General features: G+C 53.4%; 15 protein-coding genes. 7 read left to right on the plus strand and 8 right to left on the minus strand.

Features of this window, described 5'->3' with window-relative positions; translation table 11 throughout:
* Positions 1 to 16: 16 nt before the first annotated feature.
* Positions 17 to 814: a sulfite exporter TauE/SafE family protein gene (locus tag ACFE8Q_RS25285; RefSeq protein WP_375448235.1), complete on the plus strand. Its 798-nt coding sequence runs from the start codon at positions 17 to 19 to the stop codon at positions 812 to 814.
* Between the two features lie 88 nt (positions 815 to 902).
* Positions 903 to 2,306, plus strand: coding sequence for a rhodanese-like domain-containing protein (locus tag ACFE8Q_RS25290; RefSeq protein WP_375448236.1), 1,404 nt, complete (start codon positions 903 to 905; stop codon positions 2,304 to 2,306).
* On the opposite strand, the gene ACFE8Q_RS25295 is transcribed toward ACFE8Q_RS25290, so the two are convergent.
* Positions 2,303 to 2,626 (minus strand): hypothetical protein, encoded by a 324-nt coding sequence (locus tag ACFE8Q_RS25295; RefSeq protein WP_375448237.1) that lies wholly within the window; start codon positions 2,624 to 2,626, stop codon positions 2,303 to 2,305. The two genes, ACFE8Q_RS25290 and ACFE8Q_RS25295, sit on opposite strands and share 4 nt — an antisense overlap.
* 278 nt (positions 2,627 to 2,904) lie before the next feature.
* On the opposite strand from ACFE8Q_RS25295, the gene ACFE8Q_RS25300 reads away from it, so the two are divergent.
* From ACFE8Q_RS25300 to ACFE8Q_RS25310, 3 genes are read left to right on the plus strand one after another with little or no spacing between them, the layout of a single operon-like run.
* Positions 2,905 to 3,435, plus strand: a complete 531-nt coding sequence (locus tag ACFE8Q_RS25300) for a gluconate 2-dehydrogenase subunit 3 family protein (protein ID WP_375448238.1) — start codon at positions 2,905 to 2,907, stop codon at positions 3,433 to 3,435.
* Positions 3,436 to 3,444: 9 nt separating this feature from the next.
* Positions 3,445 to 5,166 carry a GMC oxidoreductase gene (locus ACFE8Q_RS25305; protein ID WP_375448239.1) on the plus strand — a complete coding sequence of 574 codons (1,722 nt, stop codon included), beginning with the start codon at positions 3,445 to 3,447 and terminating at the stop codon, positions 5,164 to 5,166.
* A gap of 3 nt (positions 5,167 to 5,169) precedes the next feature.
* Positions 5,170 to 6,051 (plus strand): sugar phosphate isomerase/epimerase family protein, encoded by an 882-nt coding sequence (locus ACFE8Q_RS25310; RefSeq protein ID WP_375448240.1) that lies wholly within the window; start codon positions 5,170 to 5,172, stop codon positions 6,049 to 6,051.
* Positions 6,052 to 6,274: 223 nt separating this feature from the next.
* On the opposite strand, the gene ACFE8Q_RS25315 is transcribed toward ACFE8Q_RS25310, so the two are convergent.
* Together ACFE8Q_RS25315 and ACFE8Q_RS25320 are read right to left on the minus strand one after the other, a co-directional pair.
* Entirely contained in the window at positions 6,275 to 7,255 is a 981-nt protein-coding gene (locus ACFE8Q_RS25315) for a pyruvate dehydrogenase complex E1 component subunit beta (protein WP_375448241.1), read from the minus strand.
* A gap of 149 nt (positions 7,256 to 7,404) precedes the next feature.
* The gene (locus ACFE8Q_RS25320; protein WP_375448242.1) at positions 7,405 to 7,977 is read right to left on the minus strand and encodes a hypothetical protein; all 573 of its coding nucleotides are present in this window, start codon (positions 7,975 to 7,977) and stop codon (positions 7,405 to 7,407) included.
* A 387-nt stretch (positions 7,978 to 8,364) separates the two neighbouring features.
* Here ACFE8Q_RS25320 and ACFE8Q_RS25325 point away from each other — a divergent pair, with 387 nt between their 5' ends.
* Entirely contained in the window at positions 8,365 to 8,682 is a 318-nt protein-coding gene (locus ACFE8Q_RS25325) for a hypothetical protein (protein ID WP_375448243.1), read from the plus strand.
* A gap of 11 nt (positions 8,683 to 8,693) precedes the next feature.
* Entirely contained in the window at positions 8,694 to 9,191 is a 498-nt protein-coding gene (locus ACFE8Q_RS25330) for a hypothetical protein (RefSeq protein WP_375448244.1), read from the plus strand.
* Between the two features lie 60 nt (positions 9,192 to 9,251).
* Here ACFE8Q_RS25330 and ACFE8Q_RS25335 read toward each other — a convergent pair whose 3' ends face one another.
* The 5 genes from ACFE8Q_RS25335 to ACFE8Q_RS25355 all read right to left on the minus strand — a co-directional run bounded on the left by ACFE8Q_RS25335 (position 9,252) and on the right by ACFE8Q_RS25355 (position 18,715).
* Positions 9,252 to 11,573 (minus strand): GH92 family glycosyl hydrolase, encoded by a 2,322-nt coding sequence (locus ACFE8Q_RS25335; protein WP_375448245.1) that lies wholly within the window; start codon positions 11,571 to 11,573, stop codon positions 9,252 to 9,254.
* Positions 11,574 to 11,769: 196 nt separating this feature from the next.
* Entirely contained in the window at positions 11,770 to 13,392 is a 1,623-nt protein-coding gene (locus ACFE8Q_RS25340) for a RagB/SusD family nutrient uptake outer membrane protein (RefSeq protein WP_375448246.1), read from the minus strand.
* A gap of 11 nt (positions 13,393 to 13,403) precedes the next feature.
* Complete coding sequence (locus ACFE8Q_RS25345; protein WP_375448247.1) at positions 13,404 to 16,634, minus strand: TonB-dependent receptor; 3,231 nt, start codon at positions 16,632 to 16,634, stop codon at positions 13,404 to 13,406.
* Positions 16,635 to 16,896: 262 nt separating this feature from the next.
* Positions 16,897 to 18,027, minus strand: a complete 1,131-nt coding sequence (locus ACFE8Q_RS25350) for a FecR domain-containing protein (protein ID WP_375448248.1) — start codon at positions 18,025 to 18,027, stop codon at positions 16,897 to 16,899.
* Between the two features lie 106 nt (positions 18,028 to 18,133).
* The gene (locus ACFE8Q_RS25355; RefSeq protein WP_375448249.1) at positions 18,134 to 18,715 is read right to left on the minus strand and encodes an RNA polymerase sigma factor; all 582 of its coding nucleotides are present in this window, start codon (positions 18,713 to 18,715) and stop codon (positions 18,134 to 18,136) included.
* Between the last annotated feature and the right edge of the window lie 193 nt (positions 18,716 to 18,908).

The raw sequence follows: 18,908 nt of genomic DNA on the forward strand, positions 1-18,908 counted from the left end.
ACGTTGTTTACGATCAATGACAATCCAGGAGCTTTTCGGGTATGGGGCTGCCGTGCTGGTTGGGCTGGTAATTGGCTTAGCCGGCGGCGGAGGCAGCATTCTGACCGTGCCCATCTTCGTGTATATCTTCGGCATTCCAACCATGATGGCAACGTCCTACTCCCTCTTTGTGGTAGGCACCACATCGTTGATTGGGTCGATTAACCACATTTGGAAAAAACGTGTCGATCTGCGCATAACGGGCACGTTTGCTGGCCCTTCGTTCATTTCGGTTTACCTGAGCCGCCGGTATCTGGTGCCCGCCCTGCCCGATCCGCTGCTCCGACTGGGCGACTGGAACGTACCCAAAAGCGACGCTATCCTCTTCTTTTTTGCCATTATCATGGTGCTGGCTGCCAGAGCCATGATCCGCGACAAGCGGCCCAGTGAAGGGCTCGCCGCCGACGGTCGCCCGCGGTACGGAACCCTGGCGCTCGACGGGCTGGCTGTTGGCCTGCTAACAGGTATTATTGGCGCTGGCGGTGGCTTCCTGATCGTGCCCATGCTGGTTTTACTGGCGGGCTTGCCCATTCAGCGGGCCGTGGCTACGTCGGTCCTGATCATTGCGGTAAACTCGTTTATCGGCTTTTTGGGCGATGTGCAGCATACTCATCTGAACTGGAATTTCCTGTTGCCCTTCACCGGCTTGTCGATAGCTGGTATTTTTCTGGGCATGTATCTGGCCAGGTACGTGCCACCCAATGCCCTCCGGAAAGGATTTGGCTGGTTTGTGCTCGCCGTCGCAACGTATATGATAGCCAAGGAGTTACTATAAATGATTGGTGTAGCATCCGGCCGCTGGACCAAAAGGTGCATAAATCGTGTTCCCCGGATTAACTGGTAGGTACGTTAATAGATAAATTATGTTTGTTGAACAGTTGTATACAGGTTGCCTGGCGCAGGGAGCCTACTATATTGAAAGCGAAGGCGAAGCGGCCATCATTGACCCCCTGCGCGAAACCACGCCGTATGTGCGGAAAGCCGATAAAGCAGGGGCAAAAATTAAATATATTTTTGAAACCCATTTCCACGCCGATTTTGTATCGGGACACCTTGACCTGGCCAGAAAAACCGGCGCAACAATCGTTTACGGACCCAATGCCAACACGGCCTACGAAGTGCACAAAGCGACTGATGGCGAAGTGTTTAAGCTGGGAAATGTGTGGATAAAAGTGCTGCACACCCCCGGCCACACCCTCGAATCGACAACGTACCTGCTGATCGATGAGAACGGAAAAGACCAGGCCATTTTCACGGGCGACACACTCTTTATCGGCGACGTGGGCCGCCCCGATCTGGCGATTAAAGGCGACCTGACCGAGCGTGACCTGGCCGGTATGCTTTATGATAGTCTCCACACCAAAATTATGCCCCTTGCCGACGACGTAATCGTGTATCCGGCCCACGGAGCTGGCTCCGCCTGCGGTAAGAATATGAGCAAGGAGACAACCGACACGCTGGGAAATCAGAAGATGTTTAACTACGCCTTGCGGGCCAAATCGAAGGCCGAGTTTGTAGAGCAGGTGCTCGAAGGCCTCAGCAAAGCGCCCGCCTATTTTGCCCAGAATGCCCGCCTGAACAAAGAAGGCTACGAGCCCATCGATCAAGTGATGCAACGGGGAACGCAGGCACTCTCGCCGGTAGAATTCGAGGCGGCGGTAAATGAAACCGGTGCCGTTATGCTCGACGTTCGCGAGGCAGCCGACTTTGCCAATGGCTTCGTTCCCAACAGCATCAATATCGGGTTGAACGGGCAGTTTGCTCCCTGGGTAGGTGCGTTGATTCCCGATCTGAAACAGCCGATTGCGCTGATAACCCCCGCCGGACTGGAGCGCGAAACAATTGTTCGGCTAGCCCGTGTTGGCTATGACCAGTGCATTGGTTACCTGGAAGGCGGTTTTTTGGCCTGGCAACAGGCTGATAAAGAAGTAGATATGATCGAATCGATTTCGGCCGATACGTTTGCCGAGCGGCTGAAACAGCAGCCCGACGCACTGGTGATCGACGTGCGGAAACCAACGGAGTTTGAGCCCGAACACGTTGAGGGTGCTGAAAACCTACCCCTCGACACGTTGAATGAACATCTGGCCCAGATTCCCCGCAATGAAACGGTTTACGTTCACTGTGCGGGAGGCTACCGGTCTATGGTGGCCAATTCAATTCTGAAAGCGCGTGGTTTCGACCAGATCGTGAATGTGGAAGGGGGCCTGGCGGCAATCAGGAAAACCGATATAGCAGTGGTAGCTACCCCGGCGGTCAATCACTAGCCAAGCACCGGGTTTTCGTCCATGCCTAGTCGGGGAAGGGGCGGGTTTAGAAGCTTAGGCAACACCTTTACCCGGAAAACACGGGTGCCGCCCACCTCGAAGTCGCAACTGTAGTAGCCCCGATCTTTCACGCCCCTGTACACGGCCGTGTAATTTACTTTGGCGGGCCAGCCATTCAGGGCTAGTTCGCCGGTAATGGCATCAACGGCTTTGCGTAGATTGGAAAAGTATACCACCGTCGGCTCGCGTTGACGGACTGTATTGAGCGAACCAACCGGCAAAACGGTCACTTCATAAATTGTAAGAGACTGGCTACGCATGTGAAACTAGACGGAGGCTACGCACTGGACAACTGAATTTTTGCGAAAAATAGCAACACCGCACGACGCAACAATATACGTAGCTTCCTAAATACGTACCCAGGCCCGCTTATCGCTTCGATGAGCGGGCTTTTTTGATGCACTGCCTATCCTCGAGTGGCGGCGCAAGTACATATGCATCATAAACTAATACTGGATTAGCGTATGCGAGTAACCTGTTTGAATTGACCGCTTTTTAGGGAAAAATAAAGCAATCTCTGTTTAACCCATAGATGCATATGGAAAGACGAAAAGCAGTTAAACAAATGGCCTTCCTTGCCGGAGGATTGCTGGCTCTACCGGCCTGGGCCAACGCCTGGACGAGCGCATCGGTTGGGCTGAACCACACATTATTGAGCGCTTCTCAGGCCGATACGCTCGTCGATATAGTCGATACCCTGATTCCAGCCTCCGACACGCCCGGTGCCAAAGCGCTGAACGTACCTGACTTCGTGCAGAAAATGCTCGCCGATTGCTATGAACCCGCCGTACAGCAGAAAGTAAGAGATGGGCTGGATGGTGTCTATACGATGGCCAAAGCCAGTTTTGGTCAATCATTCTCTGCCTGCGATACCACGCAGCGGCTCGATGTGCTGAAACAGCTACAGGCCGCTCCCGAAGCGACGAAACAGGAAATGTATGCCCTGATCAAGAATCTGACAATTCAGGGATACACTACGTCGGAATATGTGATGACTAAGTTTCTGAATTACAACATGATACCCGGTCACTACTACGGCTGCGTACCAGCACCGCTAGCTGCTAAATAACTTACCAACATGGCAAATTTTGCGATTGACGCCGTTTCTAAAAATACGTTCGATGCGATCGTCATCGGGTCGGGCATTAGCGGTGGATGGGCGGCGAAGGAACTGACCGGCAAAGGGCTGAAAACGCTGGTGCTCGAACGCGGCCGGGACGTGAAACATGTCACCGATTACCCCACCGCCAACCTCAACCCCTGGGAGTTCGAGCATCGGGGACAGGTTCCTCTGGCCGTACAGCAACAGTACGGCAACATCCGGTCGTTTATGCGCGAAGAAACCCTCCACTGGGCCATTAAACCCGACGAGCAGCCTTTCGTGGAAGAGCAACCTTTCACCTGGACACGCGGCTATCATGTGGGGGGCAAGTCGCTCTTGTGGGCCCGGCAGACCCAGCGCTGGAGCGAGTTCGATTTCGACGGCCCCGCCCGCGATGGCTTCGCCGTCGACTGGCCCATCCGCTACGCCGACCTGGCTCCGTGGTACAGTTATGTCGAAAAATTTGCGGGTATCTCCGGTAACAAAGATGGCCTGGACAGCCTGCCCGACGGTGAGTTTCTGCCACCCATCGAGCTGAACTGCGTGGAAAGTCACTTGCAGGGCGTTATTGCTCAGAACTACAAAGACCGACATTTCATTCAGGGCCGTTGCGCGCACATTACCAAGCCGCAGCCCGTCCATACGGCGCAGGGGCGGGCAAAATGCCAACACCGGGCGTTGTGCGTGCGGGGCTGTCCGTTCGGCGGCTATTTCAGCAGCAACGCCTCCACATTGCCCTGGGCCGAACGTACCGGAAATATGACGCTCCGGCCCCATTCGGTGGTGCACTCGATCATTTACGACGAGAAAAAAGGCCGGGCGTCGGGCGTGCGGGTCATTGATGCGACTACCATGCAGATGATGGAATTCTACGCCAAACTCATTTTCGTGAATGGCTCGGCGCTGAATAGTAATCAGATTCTGCTTAACTCAACGTCCAGCCGTTTTCCGAACGGATTGGGTAACGATAGCGGGCTGCTGGGTAAATACATTGCCTGGCATAATTACCGAGGTAAGATATCGGCGCAGTACGATGGCTTTCCCGATAAAATGACCGACGGTAAAAACCCGAGCAACGGTTACATTCCCCGGTTCCGTAACCTGTACAAGCAGGAAACGAGCGGTCCGGCGTCCGGGTTTCTGCGGGGCTACGCGACCGGCGTTGGCGGCGGACGCGGCTTTGCGCAGAACCGCGCAGGTATGGGCCTTGAACTGAAAGAAAACCTGCTGAATCCGCAACTTGGCCCCTGGCATATCAGTGGGTGGATGCAGGGAGAGACCGTTCCGCTGGAGAAAAACCACGTGCGGCTACACCCAAACCTGACCGATAAATACGGTATTCCTCAGCTCGTTACGTCGGCTGGGTGGTCTGAAAATGACGACAAAATGGTGAAGGACTACATGGAGCAGATGACGGAAATGTTTACGCTGGCGGGTTTCAGGAATGTTCAGGCTGTAGACACGCACGCCAATCCGGGCTCAGACATTCACGAGATGGGCGGCGTGCGGATGGGGCGCGACCCGAAAACATCGCTGCTCAACAAGTGGAATCAGTTGCACCACTGCAAAAATGTATTCGTTACCGACGGTGCCTGCATGACCTCGACCTCAACGCAAAACCCATCGCTAACCTATATGGCGTTCACTGCCCGCGCGGCCGATTACGCCGTGAAAGAACTTAAAAAGAAGAACCTTTAATTTATGTACAACAAAACCACAACCCGGCTACTTGCTGCCGCCTTACTCTCGCTTGGCCTCGCCTGTCCTGATTCGGGTCAGGTAGCTGCGCAATCGGGAAAACCCGTCTACACATTCCCGCTGGGACTGCAGACGTATACGTACCGAAACAGTTTGCCAAAAGACGTGCCAGGTACGTTGGACCTTATCAAGTCGCTGGGTTTCAAAGAGGTAGAAGGCGGGCCACCCAAAGGCGTGTCGGCGGAAGAGTATAAAAAAATGCTCGATGAACGGGGTATTAAGGTCACCTCGACAGGAGCAGATTATAATCAGATCGTGAAAGACCCCGAACCGGCGATCAAGCAGGCAAAAACACTGGGCGCGTCGTTTGTCATGGTGGCCTGGATTCCGCACGAGAAGGGGCATTTTACGCTGGAAAACGCCAAAAAAGCCGTCGAGGATTTTAACCGGGTGGGCAAAATTCTGAAAGATAACGGCCTGACATTCTGCTACCACACGCACGGATTCGAGTTTCAGCCCTATGAAGACGGAACGCTGTTCGACTATATGGTGAAGAATACGAACCCGGACTATGTCTCGTTCGAGATGGATATTCTCTGGGTGACCCACGGCGGTGGCGACCCGGTAGCGTTGCTGAAAAAATACGGCAACCGCTGGAAACTGATGCACCTGAAAGACCTGAAGAAAGGTATCAAAGGCGATTTCACCGGGGGCACACCGCCCGAAAATGATGTCGCCCTCGGCGATGGACAGGTCAATATGCCCGAAGTGTTAAAGCAAGCAAAAAAGGCTGGCGTCAAACACTATTACATCGAAGACGAAAGTAATATCGAAACTACCCAGGTGCCCAAAAGCATTGCGTATCTGAAAGGGTTGAAAGAGTAGAGGGTACGTTGGTGAGTGTGTTGCTACGCGCTACGGGCCCTTCGACAGGCTCAGGGTGACACTCCCACCCAAGTTCGTCATAAACATCTAGATGTGTATTGTCACCCTGAGCCTGTCGAAGGGCCCGTAGCGCGTAGCAACACACTCACCAACGTACCCAGCTCAATCAAAAAGGCCAGCCCGTTTGCACAGGCTGGCCCTTTTCTGTGAAATCAACTCTCAATTACTTCTTATACATCACTGTCTCAACGGCTTCCAGCGTGCGTTTCAGGCTGGGTAGAATGGCTTCGATCAGCGTTGGCGCGTAGGGGAGGGGCAGGTCGAGGCTGTTGACCCGGATCACCGGCGCATCGAGGTAATCGAACGCGTTCCGCTGAATGTTGTAGGTCAGTTCCGACGAGATGGCTGATAATGGCCACGCTTCTTCGACGATCACGCAGCGGTTGGTTTTCTTCACCGAGTTGATAATCGTTGCGTAGTCGATGGGGCGAACCGTGCGCAGGTCGATTACTTCGGCCGACACGCCGTTCTTCGCCAGTTCATCCGCCGCCGCCAGCGCCACTTTCATGATCTTACCGAACGAAACGATGGTCACGTCGTTGCCTTCGCGTACGATCTTCGCCTGACCAATTGGAATCAGGTATTCTTCTTCAGGCACCTGCCCTTTGTCGCCGTACATCAGTTCCGACTCCATGAAGATAACCGGGTCATTGTCGCGGATCGAGCTTTTCAGCAGGCCTTTAGCGTCGTATGGGTTCGAGGGAACCACCACTTTCAGACCCGGCGTGTTGGCAAACCAGTTCTCGAAGTTCTGCGAGTGCTGGCTTGATAGCATCCCGGCGTTACCCGTTGGCCCCCGGAACACGATCGGACACGAATACTGGCCTCCCGACATTGACATGATCTTTGCGGCTGAGTTAATAACCTGATCAATAGCCACCAACGAGAAGTTGAAGGTCATGAACTCGATGATTGGACGCAGCCCGTTAATGGCCGAACCAACCCCGATACCGGCGAAACCAAGCTCGGCAATGGGCGTGTCGATTACCCGTTCTGCGCCGAATTCATCCAGCATTCCCTGACTGACTTTGTAGGCTCCGTTATACTCGGCCACTTCTTCGCCCATCAGGTAGACCTTCGGGTCAAGGCGCATTTCTTCCACCATAGCTTCCCGTAGGGCCTCGCGGAATTGTATTTCTCTCATGGATCAGTGCGTTGTAATCTTCTTACAAACCGAACGGCCACGTAGCGTGAGCCGTTCAGAAGAACGCGCAAAATTAGGCAAGGATAACCAGAGTGGCAATGCACGAATGCAGGTACGTTTCAGGTACGTTGCTTCTGCCAACAAATGCGTCATTTTTTTGGCAATCCGGCGATAAACCGCCCTTTCCGAAACCGGGCCACACGGCCGCTGGAAGCAGTTAGTGTGACCTTAAATGTGCCCGTGACTGTTCTGGCAGCCGAATCAATCTTTATGATACGAACCTGGCCTACTTGCTTAGGTTGTAGAAAATAGGGCTCTATCAGTGCCGACCCGTTTCCCAACAACGCGTAATTGCCCTGGCTCACCACAATGCCTCCGCACTGGTTCAATTCATTTATGCGGTAGGATCCTCTCTTAGCTGGGATATTATATAACGTTATTCGTTGTCTGGCCACAAACTCACCTGCTTGCATAGCTACCTGTTGGGGCGATAAGCGCAACCGATCACCAGGATAGCCGACGTTAGAATCCAGAAACACCGTAAAACGTCCGGTGGCGCATGGGTTGCTATTGAGTGCCGCCGCTTCAGCCACATAGGCCCGGCCAAACCAGATCGAATCATTCAGCATAGCCGTCACGCCATACGGGTTGTTAAACGTCGCAGGTGGCCGTGAACAGGCAATGCAGCAGACAAGGGCGAGTAGCAGAAGAAGTTTTTTCATAGAGCCTGCTCGTACAGTGGTTAATATACACGATGCAACACCGAGCATTATTCCATACGCTGCCACGATTGATGGCAGTGCCGACGGATGAGCAATACCCTGTACCAGAACCAGATAATAATGGATTGAATTGGTTGCTATATAGATATAGTATATTATTTTTGAGCTAGTGTTACCCGTCTGTTGTTTTCCGACACGCTCATCAGCCTCACAGTGAGTGAAACGGACGGGGGGCTACACTGATACCACTAAGTAGTGACTATAAAAATTATGAACGTGCTCAACCGGTCTGTGAGGAAGTCCCTGGTATCTGATAATACGGCTGTGAACAGCTTATCGCTGTATGATCAGTACGGATCGGTGGCGTATGGGGTAATCTTACAAATTTTGCCGCAACAGCAGCAGGCACAGGAAGTACTAGTTGACTTGTTTGCCTCGTCCGAACTGCCTGGAAACATTTCTGCGGCGGCAAATCCTACCTGCACTATCGTTCGATTGGCGAGGGCTAAAGCACTTCATTACCGGCAGAAACAGCAACTTCCTGTTCCTGCACGCCCAACTCCGGCCCGGCAATCTGAACTTATTTTTAATCTTTTATTTTACCAGAATCAAACGCCCGACTCTGTTGCTGAACAGTTGCAGATTCAACGTTCGGCTGTTTTTGGTGCAGTGCGTGAATTTTTCACGCATCTTCTTCCGTCCTAACCATATTGACTGTGAAAAATTATCAATATCTGTCAGATGGCCTGCTTGAGTCGTACATGCTCGGTGTACTGTCTGACAATGATCGGAAAGAAGCTGAGCAACTCATTGCAACAGACCCCGACCTGGCGATGCAACTCGAGGAAATTGAAGCCGGTTTAGAAACGTACTTTCTGGAGAATGCTGTGCCACCTCCACCATCCATCAAGTCGGCACTTCAGCAGCGGCTGGTGGGTGCTGAAATTCAGAAGTGGGAGGAGCAGACTATTCCTGAACCGCCCCGACCAGAACCTGCCAATGCTCATCAGTATATCGATGTTGAAGTTGGTGATCCAACCCACATCAGGGTGCATAAATACTGGCGGGCTGCCTTCATCGGCGTGTTTATTCTTGGAAAAATCTTCCTCGCTTTCGGTCTCTATCAATACTTCAAAGCGAACAGCCTGGAGCAGGAAATTGAACGACTGAAAGCTACGCAGCAAGTGACGTCTCCATTGCCACAAGGCAGATAACTGTAACGCGGACTTGAGTCCGCATTTGTGGCGATAGACAAATGCGGACTCAAGTCCGCGTTACAGTTTATCCGTCGACATCGAATACGGGAAATCGGTGGCTGCTGTGCCTCTTTGTTTGTTTGGCGTTGGCGACATCATGAAGTCGATGGTCGCGCCCTGAAGCAGTTCGCGATGGCTGAGCCAGTTTTTGCTGTACGGCTTGCGGTTTACCTGCATCGAACCGATATACCGATTTTGATCGCTGTTGCCGGCCGCGTTGACCACGATCTGTTTGCCGTTTTCCAGGGTCGCAGTCACCTTCCTGAACAACGGGGCACCCACTACGTACTGATCGGTAGCCGGACAAACCGGGTAAAATCCCATCGCCGTAAACACGTACCAGGCCGACGTTTGGCCGTTGTCTTCATCACCGCAGTAGCCGTCGGGCGTGGGGAGGTACATGCGGTTCAGCACCTCGCGGAGCCAGTATTGGGCTTTCCAAGGCTCCCCGGCATAGTTGTAGAGGTAGATCATGTGTTGAATGGGCTGGTTACCGTGCGCATACTGGCCCATGTTGGCAATCTGCATTTCCCGAATTTCATGGATCACACCCCGGTAATAGCTTTCGTCATATACCGGTGGAATGGTGAAGACCGAGTCCAGTTTAGCTACGAATTGCTGCCGCCCGCCCATCAGATCGACCAGGCCCTGCACGTCGTGGAAAACCGACCAGGTATAATGCCAACTGTTGCCTTCTGTAAAGGCATCACCCCACTTGAACGGATTGAACGGTGTCTGGAATTGCCCGTCCTTGTTTTTGCCGCGCATTAATCCGGTTTGCGGATCGAACAGGTTGCGGTAATTCTGGCTGCGTTTGGCAAAGCGGTCGATTTCAGCCTGTGGCCGTTTCAGGGCTTTGGCCAACTGATATATGGCAAAGTCATCGTAGGCGTATTCCAGCGTCCGGGCGGCGTTTTCATTGATCTTCACGTCGTAGGGAACGTACCCAAGCTGGTTGTAATACGCTACGCCTTTTCGGCCAACGGCGTCCATTGGCCCTTCGTTTTCTGAGTTTTTCAGCACTGCTTCATACAGCGCGTTGATGTCGTAGCCGCGTGCGCCTTTCAGGTACGCATCGGCAATGACGGAAGCCGAATTGGAGCCAACCATCACGTTTCGCAGGCCGGGGCTACCCCATTCGGGCAACCAGCCGCCTTCTTTATACGCGTTGGCCAACCCTGCCTGCATCTGCGCGTTCAGCGAGGGATACATCAGGTTCAGAAACGGAAACATCGACCGGAACGTGTCCCAAAACCCCGTGTCGGTAAACATGTAGCCGGGCAGCACCTGCCCATTGTAGGGGCTGTAGTGCACCACTTTTTTGTTGGCATCGAACTCGAAGAATTTCCGGGGAAACAGCAGTGACCGGTACAGGCAGGAGTAGAACGTCTGCATCTGCGCCAGGGAGCCACCTTCGACCCGAATCCGGCCTAATTCCTTATTCCAGGCCGTTTTTGCTTTCTCTTTTACCGTGTTGAACGAGTCGTTGCCCAGTTCTTTCAGATTCAGTTCGGCCTGATCATAGCTGATAAACGAAGACGCGATACGTACCTGAACCTGTTCGCCTTTGGTTGTTTTGAAGCCGACCACAGCCCCCGCATGTGCTGCCTGAAGTTCGATTGTGTCCCTGGCGAAGGTTTTGCCATGCCATGTGTGCGTGGTTGTGAAGGGCTTATCGAAATAGGCGACGAAGTAGTTTTTGAAGTTGGCCGGTACACCGCCGCTGTTCCGGGTTGTGTAGCCGATGATCTTTCGCTCGCTCGGAAAAATCTTTACGTACGACGCCTTGTCAAACGCATCCAGGATCACGTATGAACTGTCTGTTTTCGGGAAAGTAAACCGGAACATGGCTGCCCGTTCGGTGGGCGCAATTTCGGTCGTAATGTCATGGTCGGCCAGATAAACGCTGTAGTAGTAGGGTTTGGCTACTTCTGCTTTGTGCGAAAACCAACTGGCGCGTTCGTCTTCGTCGATGCGCAGTTTACCGGTAATGGGCATGAGCGAAAACTGGCCGTAATCGTTCATCCAGGGCGATGGCTGGTGCGTTTGCTTGAAGCCCCGGATCTTGTCGGCTGAGTAGGTATAGGCCCATCCGTTGCCCATCTTGCCGGTTTGCGGCAACCAGAAGTTCATGCCCCAGGGCAGAGCAATGGCTGGGTACGTGTTGCCGTTCGACAGGCTTGGCTTGGAATCGGTGCCGATCAGGGGGTTAACCAGTTCGACCAGGTCAGGCAATACCTGACCTGCCTTAGCGGGGTTGCCACGTTGATTGCCGGCCGATTGCGCAAGGGCAGCGAATGAACAGGTACTAAGTAAGAGAAACGAAAGCAGGTTTTTCATGCGGGGGTATAGCAACGAATTGATAAGGTGATTTGAACTAATTGAACCGCTTGGCCATGCGTCAGTAACGTACCTGGCCGGGCAATACAACATGGAACAACGAGCGAAAGTAAGGTACTAACCAGAGAGATACCAGAAAACTGGCCTGTTAACGAGAAGGGGCAAATCAACAACATTGATTCACCCCTTCATCACTTTACTTTTCCGGATACCCCGGATTCTGCTTCAGATTGGGGTTCGCGGCCAGTTGCCGTTGCGGAATCGGGAAGATCGTTTTCGTTGGGTCGCTGGGCTGGTGATCCCACCAGGTGTTGGTGGTGAAGGCCCCGAACCGGATCATATCGGTGCGGCGCTTCCCTTCGAACACAAACTCACGACCGCGTTCGGCCAGTAGTTCTGCCGGGGTGAGCGTAGTGGCTGTGTAAGGTATGTAATCGGCCGTAGCAAACGCCCGTTTCCGTATCGCATTCACCAGTTCAAGGGCTTCCGGCGTGGCAACGTTGCCGTTTTTTCGCATCAGTGCCTCCGCCTTGTAGAAATAAATGTCGGTGAGGCGGTAGATGAGCCAGTCGTTGCTCCAGTATTTGGCTTCCGACTGCTGACCGGGCCGGTATTTGTTGAACCGGGCACCGCTGTTCTCTTCGCCATCAATCATTGTCGATGACGTTTTATTTTCGCTGGCCCGGCGAATTTCCTTCACAAATACCAGTTGCTTGTCGCGGTATTCTTCCGTGCCCAACACCGGCTGTGTGGGGTTGGCCGCCTGAAACTGTGGCCCGATCAGGAACCATGTCGATTTGCGCAGGTCTTTGTCGTTGTAGGCATCGTAGGCGCTTGGAATCACCACCACACCATTGTTTCCGTTGGCATCGCCGTTGTAGATCAACCGCTGGGCGAAATGGTAGAAATCGCTGTTCCAGCCGCAACGCGTGGGCGTGGCCTGGAAGTCGTAGGTCAACTGAAACAGCGCTTCCCGCGAGTTGTCGTTCGTGTTGTTGAACGTGCTGATCAGGTCGGCGTCGAGGGCGGGGGCACCGTTGAGGCCACCGGTCTGCCCGCCAATGATCTTATCGCAGGCGGCAATGCAGTCGTCCCAGCGGGGGGTTCCGGTCCAAACCTGTGCGTTCAGGTACAGTTCGGCCAGCATGGCATACCCGGCTGCTTTGGTGATCCGGCCAATCAGGGATTTGCTCAGGTTGGGTAGTTGATCGACGCTTTCTTTCAGTTCTTTTTCTACGAAAGCAAACACCTCGGCGCGGGGAGCCGTGGGTGGGCTGAGCGGCGTGCCCACGGTTGTTACGATGGGTACGTTGCCGTAGAGGTCCATCAGCTTCATATAATGCAGCGCCCGGAACACGCGCAGTTCGGCCGTGAACGCTGCTTTGTCGGTGTCGCTGACACCAATCTGCGCAAAGTTGAGCCGACTGAAATCGCCGAGGGTACTGTTGCAGAAGCCAACTCCCGTAAACAGCAGGCTCCAGGGGTTCCAGATGTTGTTTTCGGTATATACCCAGCTATGACCGTGAAGCCGAATCCACTGGGCGTCGTCGTAGCCGTGGCGGCCTTTCTGCGGCCAGGCCAGTTGGTCGGCCGTCAGCTCGTTCAGTCGCCAGTAACTCTGCTGGCTGGTGGGGGCGATCCAGGCGTTTGCGTGGGTGTAGGGGCGCAATACGGCCGCGAGTACTTCCTGCCGGTTGTTGTAATATTGTTCGGCGTTGATCTGGCTGTAGAGGGTTTCAGTCAGGTTGGTGCAACCACTCAGGCTGGTTAATGTCAAGGTGACGCCGCTGATCAGTAGCGCTTTATAAGAACGATTCATGGTTGGTCAGATTAAAAGCCAATTTGAAGACCTGCTGTGTATGACTGGGTACGTGGGTAGAAGCCCCGCCCGTCGATGCCCGGAGCCAGGCCGGTATCATCGACTTCCGGGTCAACGCCCCGGTAGCTTGTGATGGTCAGCAGGTTGCGGCCCGTAGCATACAGACGCAGGTTACGGATGACTTTGGTTTTGAACTTGAAATTGTAGCCCAGCGTCACGTTATCGAGCTTCACAAAACCACCCCGTTCGAGGTAATAATCCGAGTATTGCAGGGCGTCGTTGATCTGGCTGTTGCGCGTGATGGCATCCTGGAGCACGTTGTTGGGCAAGTACACTTTGTTGCCGAAGAACACCTGTTGCAGGTTCAGGATGTCATACTTGAACTTGCCCCGGAAGAAGAGCGTCAGGTCCAGATTCTTATACTGGAAGCGGTTCGTCCAGGACGCATAGTACTTCGGAATACCGTTGCCGATGTAGGCGTAGTCGTCGTTGGGAACAATCTTGTCGGCAGTAACAGCCTCACCGTTGGCTTTGTAGAACAGCCACTTTCCTTCGGTCGTGAACCCGGCAAAACGTTTGCCGTAGAAGCTGCCCAGTGGTCCGCCTTCGATGGTGCGGATAGCTGGCCCGAGGGCACCGAAACCGCCAATGTCGCCAAAGGTCAGGAAGGTTACTTTGAAGACGTCGTTCGAGAAGGACGCCAGTTTGTTCGATTGCGTGCTGGCGATCAGGTCCATGCTCCAGCTAAAGTTGTCTTTCCTGATGACCGTGCCGCTCAGCGAGAGTTCAACCCCGTTGTTGTCGATGGTGCCTACGTTGGTGTATAGCGTCGACTGGATGTAGGGAGGCAACTGCGTATTGAAGCTGCCCAGCAGGTCGGTAGTGCGGCGGCGATACACGTCGAGCGTACCGGTGAGCCGGTTTCCGAAGAGGCCAAAATCCAGCCCTACGTTAAATTCGGCTTTCCGTTCCCAGCGCAGGTTGGGATTGGGGTTGTTGCTTGGGCCGTAGGTTTGTCGCCAAACGCCATCGTCGTTGAGGTACTGGTTGCCCGTGCTGAGCCGTACCAGCGACTGATAGTTTGGAATGCCCTGGTTGCCCGTGACCCCATAGCCGGCCCGTAGTTTCAGGTTGTTGACAACCCGCACGTCACGCATGAACGATTCCTGGCTGATGGTCCAGCCCACCGATGCCGCCGGGAAATTACCAAACTTGTTGTTGGCTCCGAACCGGCTCGACCCTTCGCGCCGCAGAATGAACTGGGCGATGTATTTGTCTTTATACGAATAGTTCAGGCGGCCAAAGAAGGCGATCAGCGTATTGTCTTCCTTGAAACTATAGAGCGACGACTTGCCCAATTGCAGGAAGTTACCCGCCCCGAGGTTGTTTTCCTGGAAGACGTTGTTCAGGAAACCGCTGTTACCCGCCGAGAAATCTTCGGCCGTGCCATACTGATAACTATATCCTGCCAATGCCCGTACCGTATGGTCGTTGGCGATGGTCCGGCTGTATTCGGCCGTTGGTTCAAAAGCGTAGTAGTTGGTAATGTAATTGCGTTTATAAGCGTAACCCGTTCCGTTGACAGACGTACCGTTCAGGGTGCCAATCTGCGAAAAACGCGAATCGGTACGGCGGTATTCGTTGTCGTTCCAGCTATCGCGCACGTATGAGCCGAAAGCCGAAAGCCGCAGGCCGTCGATGGGTTCCAGCGTGAGGCGGGCATCTGCCGACGTCGTTATCTGGTCGCGGCGGTTGCGTTCCTGCGTCAGCCGACCGATGGGGTTGGTTGTTGAGCCTTCTTCATAAAACGTACCATTGGGGTTATACACCGGCTGCGTCGGGTTCCGACCCAGGGCATTCTCAAAGTCGCCGCCCTGACCGCCGAGCAGGTTGCCCTTGCTCAGGTTCGTTGCCAGGTTGATCTGCGCCGACAGGCGGTCGTTCAAACCACGTTGAAACATGCTCAGACGCCCTCCGTACTGCTTCCGGTCATTCTGGAGCGTGATGGGGTCGGCCCCGTTGAAATACACTGACGCCCGATAGTTGCTGGACTGCGTTCCGCCCGACAGCGCCATGTTGTGGTACTGGCTCAGGTTGCTTTTGTTGATCAACAGATTGTACCAGTCCGTCGAGGCACCCAGGTCTGCCATTTGGGCTGCTTTCAGGTTGGTAGGGTCGGCTTTGTAAGCCCGCCACTCGTCGGCCGTCAGAAAGCGTGGGCGACGGCTAACAACTTCATGCTGCACATAGGTCGAGTAGTCGAAGCGCGGGGCTCCCGATTGCCCTTTCTTTGTGGTGATCAGAATAACCCCGGCGTTGGCCCGCGTGCCGTAGATGGCCGCTGCCGATCCGTCTTTCAGCACGTCGAACGAAGCAATGTCATCCTGCTGGAGCAGGTCCAGATTGCCACCCGGAATACCATCGATGACGATCAGCGGTGATCTGTCGCCGCTGACCGATACGATACCCCGCAGTTGAATCGAAGCCCCGGCGTTGGGGTTATTGCCCTGGGTACGGGTGATTGTCAGGCCAGCCACTTTCCCCTGAATCAGGTCGAGGGGACTGCGTACGCCGCCCTGGTTGAAATCTTCGACCTTCACCGTCGACACCGCCGAGGTTACTTCGGCCCGGCGTTGCGTACCGTAGCCGACGACCACCACTTCGCTCAATGATTTAACGTCAGTGCGGAGCGTCACGTCGATGGTGCTGCGATTGTCGATGGCCACTTCCTGGGTAGTGAACCCAATAGACGATACCACCAGTATTCCCGTTCCGTCAGGTACGTTCAGCGTATAAGCGCCATCAGCGTCGGTGACGGTTCCTGTGCTCGACGTGCCCTTCAGCAAAATGGTAACTCCCGGAATGGTTTTACCCAACTCATCCAGAATACGGCCGCGAATGGTAATGGGCGGAGCCGCTTCTTCGGGCCTTGTTAGGTCAGTTGTGGCTCTGCTGCGCGTCAGGATCAGCCGATTCCCCACCATTTCGTACTTCACTTTCAATGGGTCGAGCAATGCCGACAACACCTCGCTGAGCGGCTCATTGACGCTCGACATCGAGATGCGCTTGTCGGCCTGAATCAGGTCCGGGCTGTACGAGAATTTGACGTCGGCCAGTTTCTCAATGCGTGAGAGAACGGCGCTAACGTTTCTATTCGTAACCTGTAGGGTAATTCGCCGGTTCAAGACATCCTGGGCACTGCCGTCGATGGCCAGCGACGCATTGACGAAGGCAATGGCCAATAGTAGTTGACATAGTGTTAACCTCATGACTCTTCTCCCAATATCCTTGGTAAATAAGTAAGTATTCATAATTTTGACGAGGGTTTTGTTAAGAAATTAAGGGCAAAATCTTCCCATTCATCCGCCAAAACGGATGTAGGTTCGCAACCGGGACTAGTACCGGAGTCGGTCGTGTTGGCGCATGACCGACTCTTCTTTTACTGATTCTTTTGGGGCATAGCGTTTAGGTTAGAAATGAGTAAGATAGGTTGGCACAAACTGGTCAGGAGCCACAGCCGGGTCCCGAAACAGCCAGTTGTGTATCGGTGATTGTGTAGGTGGCTTCAATACTTTTGCAGATAATCAGCATCTTGTCGGCCAGTGGTTCGTCGGTCAGGTCGGCGGTTAACCGGCATTTGCCCAGCGTTTCTTTGTCATACACAATGCTAATTCCGTAGGTCTTTTCCAGCAGCGCGAAGACCTCGCTTACCGGCGTGGCATCGAACAGAAAACTGGCCTGATTGAGTACGAAAACATCGCGGGCAACGGCTGGAGTTATGCCTTTCGGGGCAGATAACCGTACCGGCTGGCGCGCAAAAACGAGTTGCTGATTCCGTGTCAGCACGACCCCATCCAGCGTAGGCGAACTTATTTTCTGATTCCGATTTTTGTCTGACTGCGTAAACACCGCCACCCGGCCAGAGCGAACCGTAACGACTACGTTTTTGTCTGAAGCATAGGCTTTTACTGTAAAGCTGGTGCCTAATACCTTGGTAACTAGCTCATTGGCATAGACGAAGAAAGGGTGTTTGGCGTCTTTGGCTACTTCAAAGAAGGCTTCACCGGTTAAGTAGACCATGCGTTTGCCGCCGCTAAACTGTTTGGGATAGCGCAGATGGCTTCCCTTCTGAAGGAGTACAGAACTACCGTCGGGCAGGGAAATCAATCGTGGCTTTTCGGCTATGTTTGTCTGGTCAACGTGTCGCTGTAGGTGCGTGTTGGCCAATTGACCCGTTTTGTTGGTTGCCTGTGGTGAATAACTGCGCTGTAGCCACCAGCCGACACCGATCACCGTAAGAACAGAAGCCGCCACCATCAGCCACCGCCGACCGGTGCTACGATGCCGGGTCAGAAAAGGCGATTGTCGGCGGTCTTCCTGCGCCAGTACCTGCTCCCTGATGTTGCTCCAGATGGTGGCTTCATCAACAGCATTTGGCGATTCGGACAGAGCGGCCGTAGCCTCCGATAACTTTCTGACCAGATCGGCGGCCTGTTGAATCAGGTCAGCCTGTTCGGGATGGTTGGCCAGGTACGTATGCCAATAACGCGACGAGGGGCCGTGGGGCTGCTTGACCCATTGCCGGAAATGATCGTCGGCCACGAAATCCTCAAGTGTATAGTAGTTATCGTTCATGGTTGCAGTCCGTCTACCTACAATAGGATGAAAGGGCTGCTTTTAACTCACCAGTTTATAAAAAAAATTAAAATATAACGGGATATTTATCAAAACAGTCTGATAATCAGGCGAATTGGCTGATCAAAAAGGCTACCATCGGGGCTTTCAGTACTAGTTCTCTCAGTGAAGACAGCGCTCGGTTCAGGTGGTTTATAACCGATTGATGATTGATACTCATGATTCCCGCAATGTCTTCGTTGCTGAAATCATGGTAAAAGGCGAGCATAATGGCTTCGCGCTGCCGACCGGGGAGTTGTGTGATGGCGCGTTGTAACTGTGAAATTTGCTTCGTACTGGTTTCCTGCTGGGTGATCAGAAACTCGATCGAAGGTGTAAACAGATCGTCATCATCGGCCAGATGGTCGTCGCCCACCAGCAGCGATGTTTTATGGTGCAGCTTCGCCAGCCTGTTCCGCATAATTTTGAACAGGTAATACCGGATCGTGTGCAGGTCGCGCAGGGTTTTTCTGCGTGTCCAGATATCGATAAAAATATCCTGAACGAGATCTTTTACCAGATGGTGATCAGGGCACAGTCGTTTCCCGTAAGCGATCAACGTTGACGAGTGCAGGTCATAAATCGCCTCGAAAGCCTTGATATCGCCTTGCTGAAAAGCGTTCCAAAGTCGCGCTTCATCTTGAAACATCGTAGCTGTTTACCATGTAAACGTGTTTAATTTCTAAAGCAAGTAGCAACCGGATACTAATGAGCACAATATTAATTTGGTCACACTAAATAGACGCATACCCAAGTATTTTCTGATTGTATGGCTGAAAAAAATAACCTGGTTGAAACCCTAATTAACAACGGCGATACACATGAAGATTGGCTGCCCGATG

The sequence above is a fragment of the uncultured Fibrella sp. genome, assembly GCF_964250085.1.
GTDB lineage: Bacteria > Bacteroidota > Bacteroidia > Cytophagales > Spirosomataceae > Fibrella.